Genomic DNA, 17,169 nt, shown 5'->3' with positions numbered 1-17,169 from the left:
ATAGCTGCTTTATCGCACCCGGGAAAAAGCACGGCCATTTTCGATTATGATGATTCGCCTCCTCGGCTATTGGCGCGACAAAGCAAAAATACGCGCCAATTTCGAGACAAGGCGGCGACGGATCTAAACCCTGTGCGGGGCCCAGGCGTCCGATAATCGGAAAAGAGCGAAGTCGGAGATGAAACGAGAGGCCGGTTCGAGGGTGTTGCAGCCGTCATCCCGGCCATCGGCCGGCCTACCGGTCACCAGATACAAAGGACGATGTCGCGTTGCGGGGTTCTATGAGAATTGCAGTCCTTGATGACGATCCGGCTCAGGCCGATCTTGTATGCCAAACGCTGTCGGCGGCTGGCCATATCTGTCACGCCTACGGCGCGGGCCGTGAACTGGTGCGGCAGTTGCGGCGCCAGACCTTCGATCTGCTGGTGCTCGACTGGAACGTGCCCGACATGTCCGGCGAGGAGGTGCTGCGTTGGGTGCGCGAAAGCCTGTCCGAGCGTTTGCCGGTGCTGTTCATGACGAGCCGTGGCCGTGAAACCGACATTACGTCGATCCTCAACACCGGCGCGGACGATTACGTCGTCAAGCCGGTCTCGGCGGCGGTGCTGCTGGCGCGGGTCGGTTCGCTGCTGCGTCGCGCGTATCACCTGAAGCCGGCCGCGGCGAAGGAAGTCTTCGGCGAATTCGAGTTCGATCTGGGCGCGAAGCACGTGGTGGTGCGCGGCACGACGGTGGCCGTGACGCAGAAGGAATTCGAACTCGCGCTGCTGCTGTTCCAGCATCTGAGCCGGCCGCTGTCGCGCGCGCACATTCTCGACGTGATCTGGAAGCAGGCGACCGACATCCCTTCGCGTACGATGGACACTCACGTGTCGATGCTGCGCAGCAAGCTGGGTTTGCGTCCGGAGCACGGCTACCGTTTGACGCCGATCTACGGCTATGGCTACCGGCTCGAACGGATCGAGTCCGGCGCGTCCGTCGCGGATGATGAACGCTCCGAAGCGGGGGGCGCGTGACGGTTTCCTTCGACGCGGCAGCGCGCGGCCTCGCGCGTTCGCCGGGCCGCCGGGTCTGTGCAATGCTGGGCTCAGGTCTGATCGCCATAACGTGCTTCGCACCGGCGTTGGTCGACGCTCAATCGTCCCGCCCGCCGAAACCACGCGCGACGGCCGCCGCGCCAGTCTATATTTCGTACGTCACCCACGATGGCGACACGCTATACGACATTGCCGGCCGCTATATGCGCGATCCGCATGATTGGGCGCTCCTGAGCCATCTGAATCATGTACCCGCGCCACGCCGCATGCCGGCCGGAATCGCGTTGCGGTTGCCGGCGAACCAGCTCAGGCAGGAGCCGGAAGCGGCGCGTGTGATCGCGACGAGCGGTCCGGCCGAGCGCGCGTTCGGCAAGAGTCCGTATACCCCGCTGATAATCGGCGCGACGCTCGGCGAAGGCGACCGCATCCGCACCGGCCATAACGGCTTCGTCACGCTGGAGTTGCCGGACGGCTCGCACGTGTCGGTGTCGCAGAATGCGATGCTCGACATCGACAAGCTCCGGAGCGCCGCGCTGACCGGCGCGGCCGACCGGGTCCTCGATCTGCGTCGTGGCGAAGTCGACAGTGAGGTCACGCATGCGACCAAGAAGGATGACCGTTTCCAGATTCGTTCGCCCTCGGTCGTCGCGGGCGTGCGCGGCACGCATTTCAAGGTTGCCTACGACGGCGACGCGCACACCACCGCGGTGGAAGTGCAGGACGGCGCGGTCGGTGTCGATCTCGCCGGCCCCGACGGCTACCCGAAGGCGCCGCCGCCGGGCGTGCCGTTGCAGGCATCCGCGCAACTCGTCAAGGCGCGCTTTGGCAGCATCACGCGCACGGGCGGCGAGATCGGCGCGCCGGTCGAGTTGCTGCCCGCGCCGGCGCTTGCCGATCCAGCCAAGGTGCAGGACGGCAAGACGGTCGCCTTCGACCTCGTGCCGGCAGCGCGCGCGGTGGCCTACCGCGTGCAGATCGCGCGCGATGCCGATCAGCTCGACCTGATCCGCGATCTGCGCGTGAGCGCGCCGCATGCGGACTTCGGCGATCTGGCCGATGGCACTTATTTCGTGCGCATCGCCGCGATCGACGACCATGGGCTCGAAGGTTTGCCGCAGGTGTATGGCTTCGACCGGCGTCAGCTTGGGCTGGATGCTTCGGCGGGGCCGCGCGCCGGCAGTCGCGACTACGAATTCCGCTGGTTCGTCAGCCGCTCCAATGTCGAGACGCGTTTCCGTTTCGTGCTGGCGACGTCCGACGATCTGCGCCATCCGATTATCGATCGCACTGATCTGACGAGCGGACAACTGGTTGCGAGCGATCTGCCGCGCGGCGTTTACTATTGGACGGTCGTCGTCGAACAGTTCGAAAACGGCCGCTTCTATGAGAAGAGCAGTTCGATCCGTACGTTCACACTTGCGCGCTGATGCCGATAGAATCGCAGACTGAGTCCCCAAAAAAACCTGTTGCCCGACTCGGGAACGAACCACAGTCTTGCCGACCCCATCCCCGCGCCTGAGCCTCGACCCGCGCGCGCGCCTCGGAAGGCGCGCTGGTCGCCGCTTCCTGTTCGAATGGGTGGGCATCGGTTGCCTCGGCCTCATCGTGATTCTGCTCGGCTCATTTGGCCGGCTGACCGCGAGCGTCGATCATCTGGTCTACGACCGCTTCCTGAGCCTGCGCGCGCAGCCCGTGTCGCCGGACATCGTGGTGGTCGAAATCGACAACGCCAGCATCGCGCAGCTCGGCCGTTGGCCATGGCCGCGCAGCGTGCACGCGCGGCTGCTCGAACAGCTCGCCAGGGCGAAACCCGCCGCGGTGATCTACGACGTGCTGTTCACCGAAGCCAATCCGGACGACGCCCAACTGGCACGGGCCATCGCGCTGAGCCCCACCTATCTGCCGATGCTGCTCAGTCCGCTCGACGACGCCGGCCGGCGCGTCGCAGTCGACCCGGTGCCGCCGCTCGCGCATGCCGCCGCCGGCCTTGGCCATATCAATCTTGAAGTCGACAGCGACGGTATCGTGCGCAGCGTCGCGCAATTCGAAGGCGATGCGCAGTCGCGCTGGCCGCAATTGATGGTGCCGGTTGCGCAGGCAGTCGAGCGCGGCGTGCTGCAGTTGAGCGAGCGCCCGCAAAAGCTTTCCGCGAGCCACGCGGCGGCTACGGAGTCTCAGGGCGAAGCCCGCTTTCTGATTCCGTTCGGCCCGAACGCGCAGAACTATTCGAAACTGAGCTTCGCGAGCGTCCTCGCGGGCGATGTGCCGCCGGAAAAGCTGCGCGGACGCATCGTGCTGATCGGCGTGACCGCATCCGGTTTGTACGACCGTTTTGCCACGCCGGTGTCCGGCGAATTGGGCCCGCTGCCCGGCGTCTATATCCATGCGAACGTGCTCGACACGCTGCTGACCGGCCGCACGATCGAGCCCGCTGAGCCGTGGCTGCTGTTCGCCGTGTCGCTGGTGCCGCTTGCCGCGCTGCTGGCGGGTTTCCTCGTGTTGTCGCCGCGCCGTTCGTTGCTATTGACCGGCGCGCTGTGTCTGCTTGCCGCAGCCGGCAGCGCGGCCCTGCTGTACGGCGTGCGACTGTGGATGTCGCCGGTGCCGGCGATTGTCGGCGTGATCGTCGTGTATCCGATCTGGAACTGGCGGCGCCTCGAAATGACGATGGCCTATCTGCGCGAAGAGCTGCAACGCCTCGCCGACGAACCGCATCTGTTGCCCGAAACGCCGCAGCGCCGCCGTGAATTCGGCGGTGACGTGCTGGAGCAGCATATGGCGCTGATGGCGCGGGCCGCGCAGCGCGTGCAGGACATGAAGCGTTTCGTGTGGGACAGCCTCGATAGCGTGCCCGAGCCGATCCTGGTCAGCGACGTGCAAGGCATTGTGCTGATCGCGAACCACGCGGCTAAGGCGCATTTCGCGCGTCTGGGCCTGGCAACGCCGGAAGGCCAGCCGATGCAGACGGTGCTGGGCGGCCTGACGCTGGTGAAGACCATCGACAACGGCGCTTCATCCGATGCCGAAAACAATCTGTTCGCGCACGCCCATTGGCCCGCGCTGCTCGACCCGGCGCGCGGGGAATTTGCCGCGCTGATGGCGCAGGGCGTCGAGGTGCGCGACGCCGACGAGCGCGACCATTTGCTGCGTTACGCGAACTGCACCAACGAGCAAGGCGAGACGACCGGCTGGATCGCGGGCCTGGTCGACGTGTCGGCCTTGCATGCGGCCGAGCGTCAGCGCGAAGACGCGCTGCGGCTGTTGTCGCACGATATGCGCTCGCCGCAGGCGTCGATTCTGGCACTGGTGGAGATCGAGCGTGCCCGCAGCGAGTCGGCGCTTGCGCGCGGTTTGCTGGAGCGCATCGAACGCTACGCGCAACGCGCGCTGACGCTCGCCGACGATTTCGTGCAACTGGCGCGCGCCGAATCGCAAACCTATGTGCTCGAACCGGTGAGCCTGACGGAACTGATGATCGACGCCAGCGACGAAGTCTGGCCGCAGGCCCATGCCAAGCGCATCACGCTGGAAACGGACAACGATGGCGACGACGGCCACTGGATCTGCGCCGACCGTTCGCTGATGACGCGCGCCCTCGTCAACATTCTGAACAATGCGGTCAAATACAGTCCGCCGGATACGCGGATCACGTGCAGCTTGAGCAACTTAAGTAGTCCCGGCAGCCTTGCGCCGAAGGCCGCACCGGGCGCGGCAAACCGCGTGTCGTGTACGATCCGCGACGAAGGCTACGGCATTCCCGAGGAACAGCAGGCGGGTCTGTTCGAGCGGTTCCGGCGCTTTCACGAGGCGGAGCGGCCCGAAGTCGGCGGCGCGGGATTGGGGATGGCGTTTGTCAAAACCGTCGTGACGCGTCATGGCGGCGATGTGGAGGTGGTCAGCGCGCCGGGCAAGGGAACGGCTTTTACGATTTGTCTGCCGGCGTTAGAGGACACGCAGCCTGAAATGCAGCCTGATGCGCCGTAGTGTTACGCTCGGCCACGCTCATGCAGCATGAACACGCACCTTATCGAAGCGAGAAGATGGTGAAAGCGATACTGATCTGTGCCGCGCTGGCCGCGGCGAGTCTCACCGGTTGCGCGGGCCTGAACGCCGACGTGCACACTCCGAATCCGGCGGCTGCGTTGCAAGGCGAGCGCACGTATGCGATTGCGCGCATGCCGTCGCAGGATGCCAGTGCGGATCATCCGCAATTCGAAGCCTTACTGCGCGATGAACTGGCGAAGAATGGCTTCGTCGAGGCGGCGGCGCAGCAGGCGCACTATCTACTGTCGATCGCGTATGACACGCGGCCGGCCACGGTTGGCGTCAATGCAGGGGATTGTGCGGCAAGCGCGTGCGGCCGTCCGGCCGAGCCGTCGTTTTCGCTGTTCGGCGGGCGAGCGTACCAGCACGCGTTGACGCTGCGGTTCTTCGAGCGGGCGAGTGGGAAGGAGGTCTACAAGGTCAGCGCGATGAGCAGCGATCGCGACGCCGACCCGCAGCACGCAATGCCAACCCTCGTGAAAAGCGCATTGGCCAAATTTCCGTTCGACGCGCCGCCGGACTGGCGTGTGAAGCTGCGCGCCGATCAGGCGAGCGGCGTGCCGGAAGTGATAGCGGTCAAGCCGGTCGTGCAGTAAAACGCAGGGAAACCCAGGCGTTATTCCGGCGCTTTATCGTCCGGCCAGCGGTTTTCGAACACGCAGTCGGCGAGCGGCATGCGGCTCGCCCAGCGTTCGGTTTCCAGCATCGGCTCGCTGTAAAACTGATCGACGTGGCCGAGACACAGGATCGCCACCGGCCGTGCGCCCGCGGGCATATGCAGCAGCGAGCGCACCGTCTCGACGTCGAATAGCGACACCCAGCCCATTCCCAGGCCTTCCGCGCGTGCCGCTAGCCACATGTTCTGGATCGCGCACGCCACCGACGCGAGATCCATCTCCGGCAAGGTGCGGCGTCCGAAGATGTGCCGCTCGCGACCGTCCATCAGCGCCATCACCAGCAGTTCGCCGCATTCCAGCATGCCTTCGACTTTCAGCTTCATGAAATCTTCGCGCCGCTTGCCGAGCGCATCCGCGGTGGCGAGCCGTTCGCTTTCGACGGTCTCGTGCAAAGCGGTGCGCAAGGCCGGATCGGTGATGCGCGCGATGCGCCAGGGCTGCATGAAGCCGACACTAGGCGCGTGATGCGCCGCGTCGAGCAGACGTTGCAACACGGCGGGATCGACCGGGTCGCGCACGAAGTGGCGCATGTCGCGCCGTTCGTAAATCGCGCGGTAGACCGCTTCGCGTTCGGAATCGTTAAAAGGCTTCGCCATGGAACAGGGCGGCCGTGAAGGCCGGGTTGGAGGGCCAATAAGCGTGCATATAAGTCGCGACGATCGAACCGGCGCGGAACACGGCCTCGCCGGGCGCGTCGCTTTGCGGCCGGGTGGCTGAACGCAGCGGCGTGAGCGGCGTGGTCAGCTTCGAGTAGTGAAAGGTGTGGCCGGTCAGCGGGCCGTGCAGGCTGTCGATCTGTTGCATGCCGAGCGCGGTGAAGCGCGTTTGCATTGTCGCGTGGCCCGGCAGCAGACCGAGCATCGGCGTGGTGGCGCCGCTCGTGTCGGTGAGTCGATCGAGCAGGTAGAGCATGCCGCCGCATTCGGCGACGATCGGCTTGCCCGCTGCCGCGTGTGCGCGGATCGTCGTCGCGCTGCGCGTGTTGCTTGCCAGCGCTGCGGCGTGCAGTTCCGGATAGCCGCCCGGAAGGTACAGGGCGTCGGTCTGTTCAGGTAATGCTTCGTCGGCGAGCGGCGAGAAATAGTCGATGTGCGCGCCGAGTGTTTGTAAAAGCGTGACGTTGGCCGGATAGATGAACGAGAACGCCGCATCGCATGCGATCGCGATGCGCTTGCCTTCCAGAAGACGCGGCAGCGTTTCGTTCACAGGCGCGCCGAATTCGACCGGCGGCGGCAATTCGGCCAGCGCGGTTTGCGCGAGCGCATCGGCGGCGCGATCCAGACGCGTGTCCAGATCGTCGATCTCCGCGGCTTGATGCAGGCCGAGATGACGGTCGGGCAACTCGATTTCATCATTGCCGGCGATGTGGCCGCACCAGCGCAGATCTGGCGGCAACGCCTCTTCGAGCATTTGCGCGTGCCTTGCAGAGCTGACGTGATTGGCCAGCACGCCGTAGAACGGCACCTGCGGCCTGAATCGCGCGAGACCGAAGGCGACTGCGCCGAAGGTCTGCGCCATCGCTTTCGCTGAAATTACCGCGAGCACCGGCACGCCGAATACCGTTGCCAGATCGGCGCTGCTCGGCGTGCCGTCGAATAGACCCATCACGCCTTCGATCAGGATCAGATCGGTTTCAGCAGCCGCTTGCGCGAGCAGATTGCGGCATGCGGATTCGCCCACCATCCAGAGATCGAGCGACAATACCGGCGCGCCGCTGGCACGCGCGAGAATCATCGGGTCGAGAAAGTCCGGACCGGTCTTGAATACGCGCACACGCCGCCCCAGCCGCCGGTGGTAGCGCGCCAAACCCGCTGTAATCGTGGTCTTGCCTTGACCCGAAGCCGGCGCGCTAATGAACAGGGCGGGGCACGCCCCGAAGGAAGTCCCCCTGGAGGGCGCGGACATCGCTCAGAACTCCACGCCGCGCTGCGCTTTCACGCCTTGCTCGCGATACGGATGCTTGACGATGCGCATTTCGGTGACGAGGTCGGCGGCTTCGATCAGCGCATCCGGCGCATGACGGCCGGTTACGACCACGTGCAGCATTTCCGGTCGCGCGTTTAATACGGACAGCACTTCGTCGAGCGGCAGGTATTCGTACTTCAGCACCGTGTTCAGTTCGTCGAGGATCACCATCTGATAGTCGCCGCTTTCGATCATCCGGCGCGCTTCGTCCCAGCCTTTGCGCGCGGTGGCGATGTCGGCGTCGCGGTTTTGCGTGTTCCACGTATAGCCGTCGCCCATCGTGACGAAATCGCAATTGGCGATCGCGCCGAGGAAGTCGCGCTCCGAGGTATGCAGCGCGCCCTTGATGAATTGCACGACGCCCAGACGCATGCCGTGTCCGAGCACCCGCACGGCCATGCCGAATGCGGCCGTGGTCTTGCCTTTGCCGGTGCCGGTGTTGACGATCAGCAGACCCTTTTCGACGGTGGCGGCGGCCTGTTTCTTTTCGTGGCCTTCGCGCCGGCGCTCGGTCATGCGTTGATGCGATTCGGGATCGGTTTTCATGGAAGGTCCTGTTCGTTGGAGTCGTTGTGTGATTGGTCGATGCCTGCGTGAGCGGTCGAAGCGATCGCTATCGTGACGCCGTCGAGTGCGGTTTTGCGCACGATCAGGCGTACATCGGCTGTATCGGGTTGAGCGGCGGCCGCAGCGAGCAAGGCACAGGGCTCGCAGACGCCGTCTACGCCGAGATGCTCGCGTGCTGCCGCCGAAGGCTCGGCATCGGCAATGGGTAATGCCGCAATTTGCTCACGGCTGAATAGTTTCAACGGCAATGCGTGACGTGCGCAGAATTCGAGCAAACCTGCTTCGTGGGCTTTGACGTCGATGGTGGCAATCGCGCTGATTTCATCGAGCGTATGGTGGCCGAGCGCCGTGCGTACAGCAGTATCGATCTGCTCGGCCGAGCTGTGCAAGCGGCAACCGATGCCGACGGTCAGCGTTTTCATTGGGCGTCCACCGCATTAGCATGAGCGGCGGCCCGCTCCAACGCCAGCGACGCCACGCCGCCGATCACCACGATCGCCGGCGAGCCAAGCCCGGCGTTAGTGACTGCGTCGGCAAAGCCGCCGAGCTGCGCGAGTGCATGCCTTTGTTCAGGACGCGTAGCGGATTCGATCGCGGCGCAAGGCGTGTCGGCGCTCATGCCGGCCGCGAGCAATGCGCCGACGATATCGTTCAGCCGCCGCATACCCATATAGATCACCAGCGTCATCCGCGTGGCAACGAGCGCCGCCCAGTCCGGCTCACCGCTTCCGGCGCCATGTCCGGTGACGAACACCACACCCTGCGCGTAATCGCGATGTGTGACGGGAATGCCGATTGCCGCGGGCGCCGCGATTCCCGCCGTGATGCCGTTGACGATTTCCACCTCGATGCCCGCAGCATGCAGTGCCTGCTGCTCTTCGCCGCCACGGCCGAACACGAACGGATCTCCGCCTTTCAAACGCGCGACCCTGCGCCCGGCCTGCACATGTTCGAGCATTTGCGCGACGATGCCGGCTTGCGGCGTCGACGGATGCCCGCCGCGTTTGCCGACATAGACGACCAGCGCATCGGCGCGGGCGAACTGCAGCACGTCGGGATTCACCAGATCGTCGACCAGCACCACATCGGCCTGCGCCAATGCGCGAGTCGCCTTGAGCGTCATCAGTTCGACGTCGCCGGGGCCGGCGCCGATCAGCCAGGCGCGGCTCACCGCAGCGTGCATGGCGCGAGCCATGTCGTGACAAGTGGGAACAGGCGGGCCGTGAAGACGGCCCAGGCGGAATTAGCGCTCATGCGGTGCGACAGATTACGCACGACGACAACACCGCTCGCGGCGTTTTCATGGAAATCGCCAACGGGCGTTCGTATACGTCGTGCTTCAGCGCCTTCCCATCCGTCCCTCGCGGATTCAGGCAGCCGGCAGCGTGACGTTCGCCGCCTCCGCGTCTGGCCGGTATCCGGGCTGGCGGCCTCATGCGTTTTGCCTTCCCGTCTGATTCGTCAGACAGTGGCATCGAAAACGCATGCGCGGCGCCAAGGCGCCGCAGGTCGCTTACCGTTGCGGGGACAGCACAGGTTGAGCGCATGGGGCGCTGCCTGTTTCCCGTTTAACTGCACATGCGAACGCATGTGCGGGCACCAAACGCGCGCATACGATAGCACACGGCGGTGCCTTCCAGCACGCTCGACAAGGCGCCGGCGCGGTCCGCGCTTCCTTGACGGCGGGGGGCTGCGGGCCTACACTCGCACGCACTTTGGTGCTCGTGTGCGCGCTCGTGCGCATGCAGTTAAACGGGAAACAGGGCGCCCGCCTGCTATGGATCGGGTCAACCTGTGCTGCCCCCGCAACGGTAAGCGAAAAGCGGCGCCTGGATGCGTTCTCCGGCGCCGCGGAGCCGGCTTCGATGTCTACGCGCAAGGCCGCGTCGGCATATAACCACTGGGCGAGAAATCACTCGCGCGGGAAGGTGAAGCGGCGCTTTTGCCAGCCCGGATACCGGCCAGAATATGACGGATGAACGCCGCGGGGATGCGGTGGCTCGTTCATGACTTCGTTCTCATTTGCTGTTTTCTGTTGCCGCGGCAACGCCGTTTTTCGTCCCCGCTGTCGTTCCCGTGTGTTTTGTTTTCGTGTTTGCTTGCCTTGCACAGGTTTGTCCTCGGCTCAAGCGTGAAGCGCATTCGGACGCGGGCCGCCGGCGTGTGAACGTGCAACCTCTTCGGATGGACCCAACGATGCAAACTCAAATGCGCAAGATCCCCGTCACCATCGTCACGGGTTTTCTCGGCAGCGGCAAGACCACGCTGCTGCGGCACATTCTTCAGCATGCGGGCGGCAAGCGCATCGCGGTGATCGTCAACGAGTTCGGCGAACTCGGCATCGACGGTGAAATCCTCAAGGGTTGCGGCATCGGCTGCGATGAAAACGGCGTCGAAACCGAAGGGCAACTGTATGAACTCGCGAACGGCTGCCTGTGCTGCACGGTGCAGGAAGAGTTTTTCCCGGTGATGGAAAAGCTCGTCGAGCGCCGCGAGCAGATCGATCATGTGCTGATCGAAACCTCCGGTCTCGCACTGCCGAAGCCACTGGTGCAGGCGTTCAACTGGCCGCAGATCAAGAGCAGCTTCACTGTGGATGCAGTGGTGACGGTGGTGGACGGCCCCGCCGCGGCGAGCGGCCAGTTCGCCGACAATCCGGTCGCCGTCGATGCACAGCGCAAGGCCGATCCGAATCTCGATCACGAATCGCCGCTGCACGAATTGTTCGAAGATCAGCTGTCCGCAGCCGATCTGGTGATTCTGAACAAAACGGATTTGCTCGACGACGTACAGCAAGCCGCTGTCGAGACCGTCATCCGTGACGAGATTCCGCCGCAAGTGAAGATCGTGCGCGCGCAGATGGGCCAACTCGATTTGCACACTTTGCTCGGCCTCGAAGCTGCCTCTGAAGAAACGATCCACTTGCGCCACGACCACCACGGTTCAGCTGACGACGCCGACCATCATCACGACGAATTCGATTCCGTGGTGGTGCACGCGAGTGCGCCATCGCGTGATGCGATGATCGCCGCGCTGCAAGGGTTGGTCGAAACGCACACGATTTACCGCGTCAAGGGTTTTGCGGCGCTTCCGGGCGCGGCGATGCGGCTTGTGATTCAAGGCGTGGGCCGCCGTTTCGATAGTTACTTCGATCGCCGCTGGCAAGCCGGCGAAATCGGTGAAATTGACGAAGCGGGCGAGGGTCGGCAAAGCCGCTTCGTGCTGATCGGCGAGGACCTCGATCAGGCCGCGCTGCAACGTGCGTTCGACGCTGCGTTGGGCGCTGTGTCGAGCGCTGAACCGCAACAGGCGTAATCGATCATGCATCTGCTGCGCACTACGCCGGGCGGTTTTGTCGACGATACGCAAGGCGTGATCCGTATCGATCAGCAGCCCGCCGATATCGTGGTGCTCAGCTCCGCCGATACGACGCTGTCGCTGCTCGCCAGCGTGTTTCCTCGCTTAGGCGAGGGCTTCCCGAGCGTGCGGCTCGCGAATGTCACTTATTTGCGGCAACCGGCGTCGGTCGATTTCTATGTCGAAGACGTGTTGCAGCATGCGCGTGTCGTCGTAGTCGATCACCTGGGCGGCGAAGCGTATTGGCCTTACGGGATCGAGCAGGTGGTCGCGCTCGCCGAGCGCAAGAAGCAGACGCTCGCGATGTTCTCGGGCGATTTGCAGGAAGATCCGAATCTGCTTGCGCGCAGCACAGCCGATGCCGAGCTATGCCACCAGCTATGGCGCTATCTGCGCGAAGGCGGCGCGCAGAATGCCGAGGCGTTCCTGCGCTGCATTGCGTATCGCTCATTCGGTTGGGGGCACGAACCCGCACCGCCGCGCGCGTTGCCGGCCGCGACGCTCTACCATCCCGACCGCGATGCGCCGACAATGGCGGACTGGCAGGCGCGCTGGCGCCAGGATGCGCCGGTTGCGGCGATTCTGTTCTATAAGGCGCACCTGCAGGCGGCCAATACTGCGGTGTTCGACGCGCTGATCGATGCGCTCGAAGCACAGGGAGTGAATCCGTTGCCGATTGCGATTACCTCGCTGAAAGATGCGATGAGCCGCGAAGTCGTGCAGCAGTTGTGCGCGCAACATGATGTCGCGCTGGTTCTGAACACGACCGCGTTCGCCGCGTCAGCGATCGACGATCCCGAACCGCTCGCCTTGGCCGGCGACGCGCCAGTGATGCAAGTGATCCTGAGCGGCGGCAATCGCGAAGACTGGCTCAAGGACAATCAAGGCCTCAACTCGCGCGATATCGCTATGCATATCGCGCTGCCGGAAGTAGACGGCCGCATCATCACGCGGGCGATCAGTTTCAAGGGACTCGCGTATCGTTGCCCGCATACGGAAGTCGATGTGGTCCGCTATCAACCGGATCTCGAACGTGTCGGCTTTCTCGCCGAACTGAGCCGGCGCTGGTGCCGTCTGCGTACGCTCGATAACGGGGACAAGAAACTCGCGCTGATTCTCGCCAACTATCCAATGAGCGAAGGGCGCATCGGCAATGGCGTGGGACTCGATACGCCGGCGTCGGTGGTCGGCATTCTGTCGATGCTGCGCGATGAAGGTTATCGCTTGAGCGATTTGCCCGTGGACGGCGACGCGCTGTTGAAGAAGCTGACTGAAGGCGTGACCAACGATCCGGTCGTGCGCGACTTGCGGCCCGCGTTGCAAAGCCTCGCACTCGACGACTATCTGTTGTATTTCAACCGGCTGCCTGCTGAAACGCGTAATGCATTGAACGCGCGTTGGGGCTCGCCCGAGCAGGACCCGACATTACGGCGCGGCCGTTTCATGATCGCGGGCTGGCGTTACGGCCATGTGTTCGTCGGCATTCAGCCGTCGCGTTCGCGCGAACAGGGCGACTATGCGAGCTATCACGACGCCGAACTCGTGCCGCCGCATGCCTATCTCGCGTTCTATTTCTGGTTGCGCCATCAGTTCGGCATCGACGCGGTCGTGCATGTCGGCAAGCATGGCAACCTCGAATGGCTGCCGGGCAAGAGCGTCGCGTTGAGCGATACGTGCTGGCCCGATCTGATTCTTGGACCGCTGCCGCATCTCTATCCGTTCATCGTCAACGATCCCGGTGAGGGCAGCCAGGCGAAGCGCCGCGCGCAGGCCGTCATCATCGATCATCTGATGCCGCCGCTCACGCGCGCCGAAAGCTATGGGCCGTTGCAGGATCTCGAGCGCCAGGTCGATGAATACTATGAAGCGCTGATGGTCGATCCGCGCCGCGCCAGGCTATTGAGGCGCACGATTCTCGCGACCATCGTGGAGCATCGGCTGCATGAAGAGCTGAGCCTCGCGGAGCCGGATGGGCAGGATGATGAGGACGCGCTGCTGACGCGCGTCGATGCATGGCTGTGCGAGTTGAAGGAAGCGCAGATTCGCGATGGTTTGCACACGTTCGGGCGTTCGCCGGAGGGTGTGCAGCGGCGCGATACGCTGCTGGCGTTGGGACGTTTCCCGGTCGGCGACGGGCAGGCTGAAAAAGCCGGCTTGATCGATGCGTTGGCGCGCGATCTTCGGATGGATCATCTGTTCGATCCGTTGTCGGTGGATTGGTCGGCGATGTGGGATGGGCCGCGCCCCGATGTGTTGCAGCGCGTGAGCGATGCGCCGTGGCGGCACCGCGGCGATACGCGCGAGCGCCTGGAGTTGCTGGCGGCTGAGATGTTGCGAGGCGTGTGTGGCGATGAAACTCGCGCTTTAGCGCCTTCGGCTGGAACCTTGCCGCAAGCCGAATGCGTGATCGAGCGCCTGCGCAACGACGTTCTGCCGCGGCTCGACGCGTGCGGGCCGCAAGAAATGCGGCATCTGAAGCGCGGTCTCGAAGGGCGCTTCGTGCCGCCGGGGCCGAGCGGTTCGCCATCGCGTGGACGCCCCGACGTCTTGCCCACCGGCCGCAACTTCTATTCGGTCGATACGCGCGCGATTCCAACGCAAGCGGCGTGGTCACTCGGTTTGAAATCCGCGCAGCAACTGATCGAGCGGCATTTGCAGGACAACGGCGACTACCCACGCGCCATCGGACTCTCGGTATGGGGCACGGCGACGATGCGCACCGGCGGTGACGACATCGCCCAGGCGCTTGCTTTACTCGGTGTGCGGCCGAAGTGGGCGCCGGGCAGTCATCGCGTGACCGACTTCGAGATCATGCCGATCGAGGTGTTCGACCGGCCGCGCATCGACGTGACGTTGCGCGTATCAGGCTTTTTCCGCGATGCATTCGCGAACGTGATGCACCTGTTCGATGCGGCAGTGCAAGCGGTGGCCGAGCTCGACGAACCCGAGGATCTGAACCCGATCCGCGCACGCGTGCTGCGCGAACGCGATGCGCTCATCGCGCGTGGCATGGACGCAGCCGAGGCGCGCAAGCGCGCCGGCTGGCGCGTGTTCAGCGCGCGTCCCGGCGCGTATGGCGCGGGCTTGCAGGACATGATCGATTCGCAGCAGTGGCAAACCGACGCCGACCTCGCGAACGCGTATCGGGCGTGGGGCGGCTACGCGTACACGCAGAACAGCGCCGGCGAAGAAGCGCGCCAGGCGTTCGGCGCGCGCCTCGCGGCGATGGACGTGGTGCTGCAGAATCAGGACAACCGCGAGCACGACGTGCTCGATTCGAACGACTACTACCAGTTCCAGGGCGGCATGGTGGCTGCGGTGCGGCATCTCGCGGGCAATCAGCCGCATGTCTATCATGCCGACCACAGCAATCCGGCCGCGCCGCGCGTGCGGACCCTGCATGAGGAGATTGCGCGCGTGATCCGCTCGCGCGTGGTCAATCCGAAATGGCTGGACGGCGTGAAACGCCACGGCTACAAAGGCGCCGCCGAAATCGCCGCGACCGTCGACTATTTGTACGGCTACGATGCGACCGCGCGCGTGATTGCCGATCATCAATATGCGCTCGTCACCGATGCCTATCTGAACGACGCTAATACACGCGAGTTCATGCAACGGCACAATCCGCATGCGCTGCATTCGGTCTGCGAGCGTCTGCTCGAAGCAATGCAGCGTGGTTTGTGGCAAGCGCCCGGCGACTATCGCGCGCAAGTCGAACAGCATCTGCTTGCGAGTGAGCAGCAGATAGAAGGAATGCAAACATGAACGCAGCCACGCAACGGCCCGCTTTTCCATTTGCTGCGCTGATCGGCCAGGCGCCATTGCAGCAGGCGCTCCTGCTTGCCGCGATCGATCCGGGCCTGGGCGGTGTGCTGGTCAGCGGGCCGCGCGGCACGGCGAAATCGACTGCGGCGCGCGCGCTCGCCGAACTGTTGCCTGAAGGGCAACTGGTGAATTTACCGCTCGGCGCCAGCGAAGATCGTCTGATCGGCACGCTCGATATCGAAACCGTGTTGCGCGATGGTTCAGTGCGCTTTTCTCCGGGTCTGCTCGCGAAAGCGCATCGCGGCGTGCTGTATGTCGATGAAGTGAATCTGCTGCCCGATGCGCTTGTCGACGCGCTGCTGGATGCGGCGGCGAGTGGTGTGAATACCGTCGAACGCGATGGGGTGTCGCATAGCCATGACGCGAGCTTTGTGCTGGTCGGCACGATGAATCCGGAAGAAGGCGAGTTGCGGCCGCAGCTGATCGACCGCTTTGGGTTGATGGTCGAGTTGCAGAACTGTTTTGAGCCGCTGGTGCGTCAGCAGATTGTGAAAGCGCGGCTGGCGTTCGATTTCGATCCGCTGGGGTTTCGTGCGGGGTACGCGCGGCAGCAGGAGGCGTACGTTCAGCGGATTCGCGCGGCGCGCGAAGCACTGCCTCAACTCGCGTTCGACGATGCGGTGCACGCGCATGTCAGCGCGCTGTGCATTGCGGCGGCGGTGGATGGGCTGCGCGCCGATCTCGTGATGCTGCGCGCGGCCCGGGCATTGGCGGCGTTCGAACAGGCGGCGGCTGTGACAACGGAGCACGTCGAGCGTGTCGCTGAAGCGGTGCTGATGCATCGACGGCATGAGCGCGAGCCGCGGGCAGGCGATGAGGCGCGTGATAACGCAGAGCCGCGCCACCTCGCTTCCGATGCGGTTGAGACGTCTTCACAAGATTCCGCACTTTCCACCGCTGCCGGCGATAGCGATTGGGGCTACCTGCCGCCCGAGCCGGCCGGCATCACGCAGGTCAAAGGCGTCATCCCGCTCAGCGCAAAAAAACACTGAGCCATCGGAAGGGCGCCACCGCTGACTCGCGCAGCGGTTTTCGATGGCGACAAGGTGCGGGCGCGGGTTCGCGCAGTCGCTTGCAAGGCGCGCCGGGCAAGCGCATCGCTTGGCCGCGGACCTTCGCCGCGATGCGGCGGGAGAAGCTGCGCACCGAGCACCTGCGCTTCGTGCCGGAGGCGCCGCAGGGCGGCGTGCTGCATTGCTTCGTCCTCGATTGTTCCGGGTCGATGCTGGTCGGACAGCGGCTCGCGCTCGCCAAAGGCCTGTTGATCGCGTTGTTCGACCGGGCAAGCGCCGCGCGCGCCGAGGCGGCGCTGGTGTGTTTTGGCGGAACTCGAGCGGATCTGCGGTTCGGTCCCGCAGTGCCCCGCTGGTGGAACGAGCGGTGGTTGCGGCCGGTAGGTGGTGGAGGCGGTACGCCGCTCGCGTCCGGCGTTCAGAAGGCCGCGCAGTTGCTGGAGCGCACTGCGCGCCGCAAGCCCGCGCAGCAGCGCTGGCTGTGGATTTTGACCGACGGCCGCAGCAGCGATCAACCGATGCGCCCGCTTGACGCGGACGAAGTCGTGTTCGTCGACTTCGAGCGCGAGGCGATCCGGCTTAGCCGTTGTGAAGCGCTCGCCGATGCGTGGGGCGCGGCGCGTGTCACGCCAGAAGAATTGATCGGCTAAACAGCGCGCGCGATTGTGCCGCGCGTTCCCTTGC

The 17,169-nt window shown here is 64.5% G+C and carries 13 protein-coding genes and 2 riboswitches; of the genes, 8 read left to right on the top strand and 5 right to left on the bottom strand.

Translation table 11 applies throughout. The features are described from left to right. Window positions 1-281 precede the first annotated feature (281 nt). The 4 genes from WN982_RS30940 to WN982_RS30925 all read left to right on the top strand — a co-directional run bounded on the left by WN982_RS30940 (window position 282) and on the right by WN982_RS30925 (window position 5,677). The gene (locus WN982_RS30940) at window positions 282-1,016 is read left to right on the top strand and encodes a response regulator transcription factor (RefSeq protein WP_341319355.1); all 735 of its coding nucleotides are present in this window, start codon (window positions 282-284) and stop codon (window positions 1,014-1,016) included. Continuing rightward, entirely contained in the window at window positions 1,013-2,464 is a 1,452-nt protein-coding gene (locus WN982_RS30935) for a FecR domain-containing protein (RefSeq protein ID WP_341319354.1), read from the top strand. Before WN982_RS30940 ends, WN982_RS30935 begins: the two co-directional genes overlap by 4 nt. Window positions 2,465-2,531: 67 nt before the next feature. Then, complete coding sequence (locus tag WN982_RS30930; RefSeq protein WP_341319353.1) at window positions 2,532-5,021, top strand: CHASE2 domain-containing protein; 2,490 nt, start codon at window positions 2,532-2,534, stop codon at window positions 5,019-5,021. A 20-nt stretch (window positions 5,022-5,041) separates the two neighbouring features. Next, entirely contained in the window at window positions 5,042-5,677 is a 636-nt protein-coding gene (locus WN982_RS30925; protein WP_341319352.1) for a DUF4136 domain-containing protein, read from the top strand. A gap of 20 nt (window positions 5,678-5,697) precedes the next feature. Here the strand turns inward: WN982_RS30925 and bluB are convergent, their stop codons facing one another. Genes bluB through cobA form a run of 5 tightly spaced genes read right to left on the bottom strand, consistent with a single transcriptional unit; the run spans window position 5,698 to window position 9,473 of the window. Then, window positions 5,698-6,354 carry a 5,6-dimethylbenzimidazole synthase gene (gene bluB / locus WN982_RS30920; RefSeq protein WP_341319351.1) on the bottom strand — a complete coding sequence of 219 codons (657 nt, stop codon included), beginning with the start codon at window positions 6,352-6,354 and terminating at the stop codon, window positions 5,698-5,700. After that, a complete protein-coding gene (locus WN982_RS30915) occupies window positions 6,338-7,663 on the bottom strand; it encodes a cobyrinate a,c-diamide synthase (RefSeq protein ID WP_341319350.1) in 1,326 nt (441 codons plus the stop codon). The genes bluB and WN982_RS30915 overlap by 17 nt, the downstream gene beginning before the upstream one ends. A gap of 3 nt (window positions 7,664-7,666) precedes the next feature. After that, window positions 7,667-8,269, bottom strand: a complete 603-nt coding sequence (gene cobO / locus WN982_RS30910; RefSeq protein WP_341319349.1) for a cob(I)yrinic acid a,c-diamide adenosyltransferase — start codon at window positions 8,267-8,269, stop codon at window positions 7,667-7,669. Then, window positions 8,266-8,712 carry a cobalamin biosynthesis protein gene (locus WN982_RS30905; RefSeq protein ID WP_341319348.1) on the bottom strand — a complete coding sequence of 149 codons (447 nt, stop codon included), beginning with the start codon at window positions 8,710-8,712 and terminating at the stop codon, window positions 8,266-8,268. Before WN982_RS30905 ends, cobO begins: the two co-directional genes overlap by 4 nt. Next, window positions 8,709-9,473, bottom strand: coding sequence for a uroporphyrinogen-III C-methyltransferase (gene cobA / locus WN982_RS30900; RefSeq protein ID WP_341319347.1), 765 nt, complete (start codon window positions 9,471-9,473; stop codon window positions 8,709-8,711). Before cobA ends, WN982_RS30905 begins: the two co-directional genes overlap by 4 nt. 208 nt (window positions 9,474-9,681) lie before the next feature. Beyond that, window positions 9,682-9,909, bottom strand: a riboswitch (cobalamin riboswitch). A gap of 80 nt (window positions 9,910-9,989) precedes the next feature. Then, window positions 9,990-10,271, top strand: a riboswitch (cobalamin riboswitch). A gap of 215 nt (window positions 10,272-10,486) precedes the next feature. Between cobA and cobW the strand changes: the two genes are divergently transcribed. The 4 genes from cobW to WN982_RS30880 all read left to right on the top strand — a co-directional run bounded on the left by cobW (window position 10,487) and on the right by WN982_RS30880 (window position 17,135). Further along, window positions 10,487-11,605, top strand: coding sequence for a cobalamin biosynthesis protein CobW (gene cobW / locus WN982_RS30895; RefSeq protein WP_341319346.1), 1,119 nt, complete (start codon window positions 10,487-10,489; stop codon window positions 11,603-11,605). 6 nt (window positions 11,606-11,611) lie between these two features. Beyond that, window positions 11,612-15,412, top strand: a complete 3,801-nt coding sequence (gene cobN / locus WN982_RS30890; protein WP_341319345.1) for a cobaltochelatase subunit CobN — start codon at window positions 11,612-11,614, stop codon at window positions 15,410-15,412. Continuing rightward, window positions 15,409-16,464 (top strand): ATP-binding protein, encoded by a 1,056-nt coding sequence (locus WN982_RS30885; protein ID WP_341319344.1) that lies wholly within the window; start codon window positions 15,409-15,411, stop codon window positions 16,462-16,464. Before cobN ends, WN982_RS30885 begins: the two co-directional genes overlap by 4 nt. Window positions 16,465-16,544: 80 nt before the next feature. Next, on the top strand, window positions 16,545-17,135 hold the full coding sequence (locus WN982_RS30880) for a VWA domain-containing protein (protein WP_341319343.1): 591 nt from the start codon (window positions 16,545-16,547) through the stop codon (window positions 17,133-17,135). The last annotated feature ends 34 nt before the right edge of the window (window positions 17,136-17,169 follow it).

Origin of the sequence: Paraburkholderia sp. IMGN_8 (genome assembly GCF_038050405.1) — a bacterium.
Taxonomy (GTDB): domain Bacteria; phylum Pseudomonadota; class Gammaproteobacteria; order Burkholderiales; family Burkholderiaceae; genus Paraburkholderia.
Note: the sequence above shows the minus strand (reverse complement) of the source record. Positions and strands in the feature narration are given on the sequence as shown.

Coding starts and splice junctions, on each gene's coding strand:
- cobW (WP_341319346.1), top strand. CDS start 10,487: ATGCAAACTCAAATGCGCAAGATCCCCGTCACCATCGTCACGGGTTTT.
- cobA (WP_341319347.1), bottom strand. CDS start 9,473: ATGCACGCTGCGGTGAGCCGCGCCTGGCTGATCGGCGCCGGCCCCGGC.
- bluB (WP_341319351.1), bottom strand. CDS start 6,354: ATGGCGAAGCCTTTTAACGATTCCGAACGCGAAGCGGTCTACCGCGCG.
- WN982_RS30885 (WP_341319344.1), top strand. CDS start 15,409: ATGAACGCAGCCACGCAACGGCCCGCTTTTCCATTTGCTGCGCTGATC.
- cobO (WP_341319349.1), bottom strand. CDS start 8,269: ATGAAAACCGATCCCGAATCGCATCAACGCATGACCGAGCGCCGGCGC.
- cobN (WP_341319345.1), top strand. CDS start 11,612: ATGCATCTGCTGCGCACTACGCCGGGCGGTTTTGTCGACGATACGCAA.
- WN982_RS30915 (WP_341319350.1), bottom strand. CDS start 7,663: ATGTCCGCGCCCTCCAGGGGGACTTCCTTCGGGGCGTGCCCCGCCCTG.
- WN982_RS30925 (WP_341319352.1), top strand. CDS start 5,042: ATGCAGCATGAACACGCACCTTATCGAAGCGAGAAGATGGTGAAAGCG.
- WN982_RS30940 (WP_341319355.1), top strand. CDS start 282: ATGAGAATTGCAGTCCTTGATGACGATCCGGCTCAGGCCGATCTTGTA.
- WN982_RS30905 (WP_341319348.1), bottom strand. CDS start 8,712: ATGAAAACGCTGACCGTCGGCATCGGTTGCCGCTTGCACAGCTCGGCC.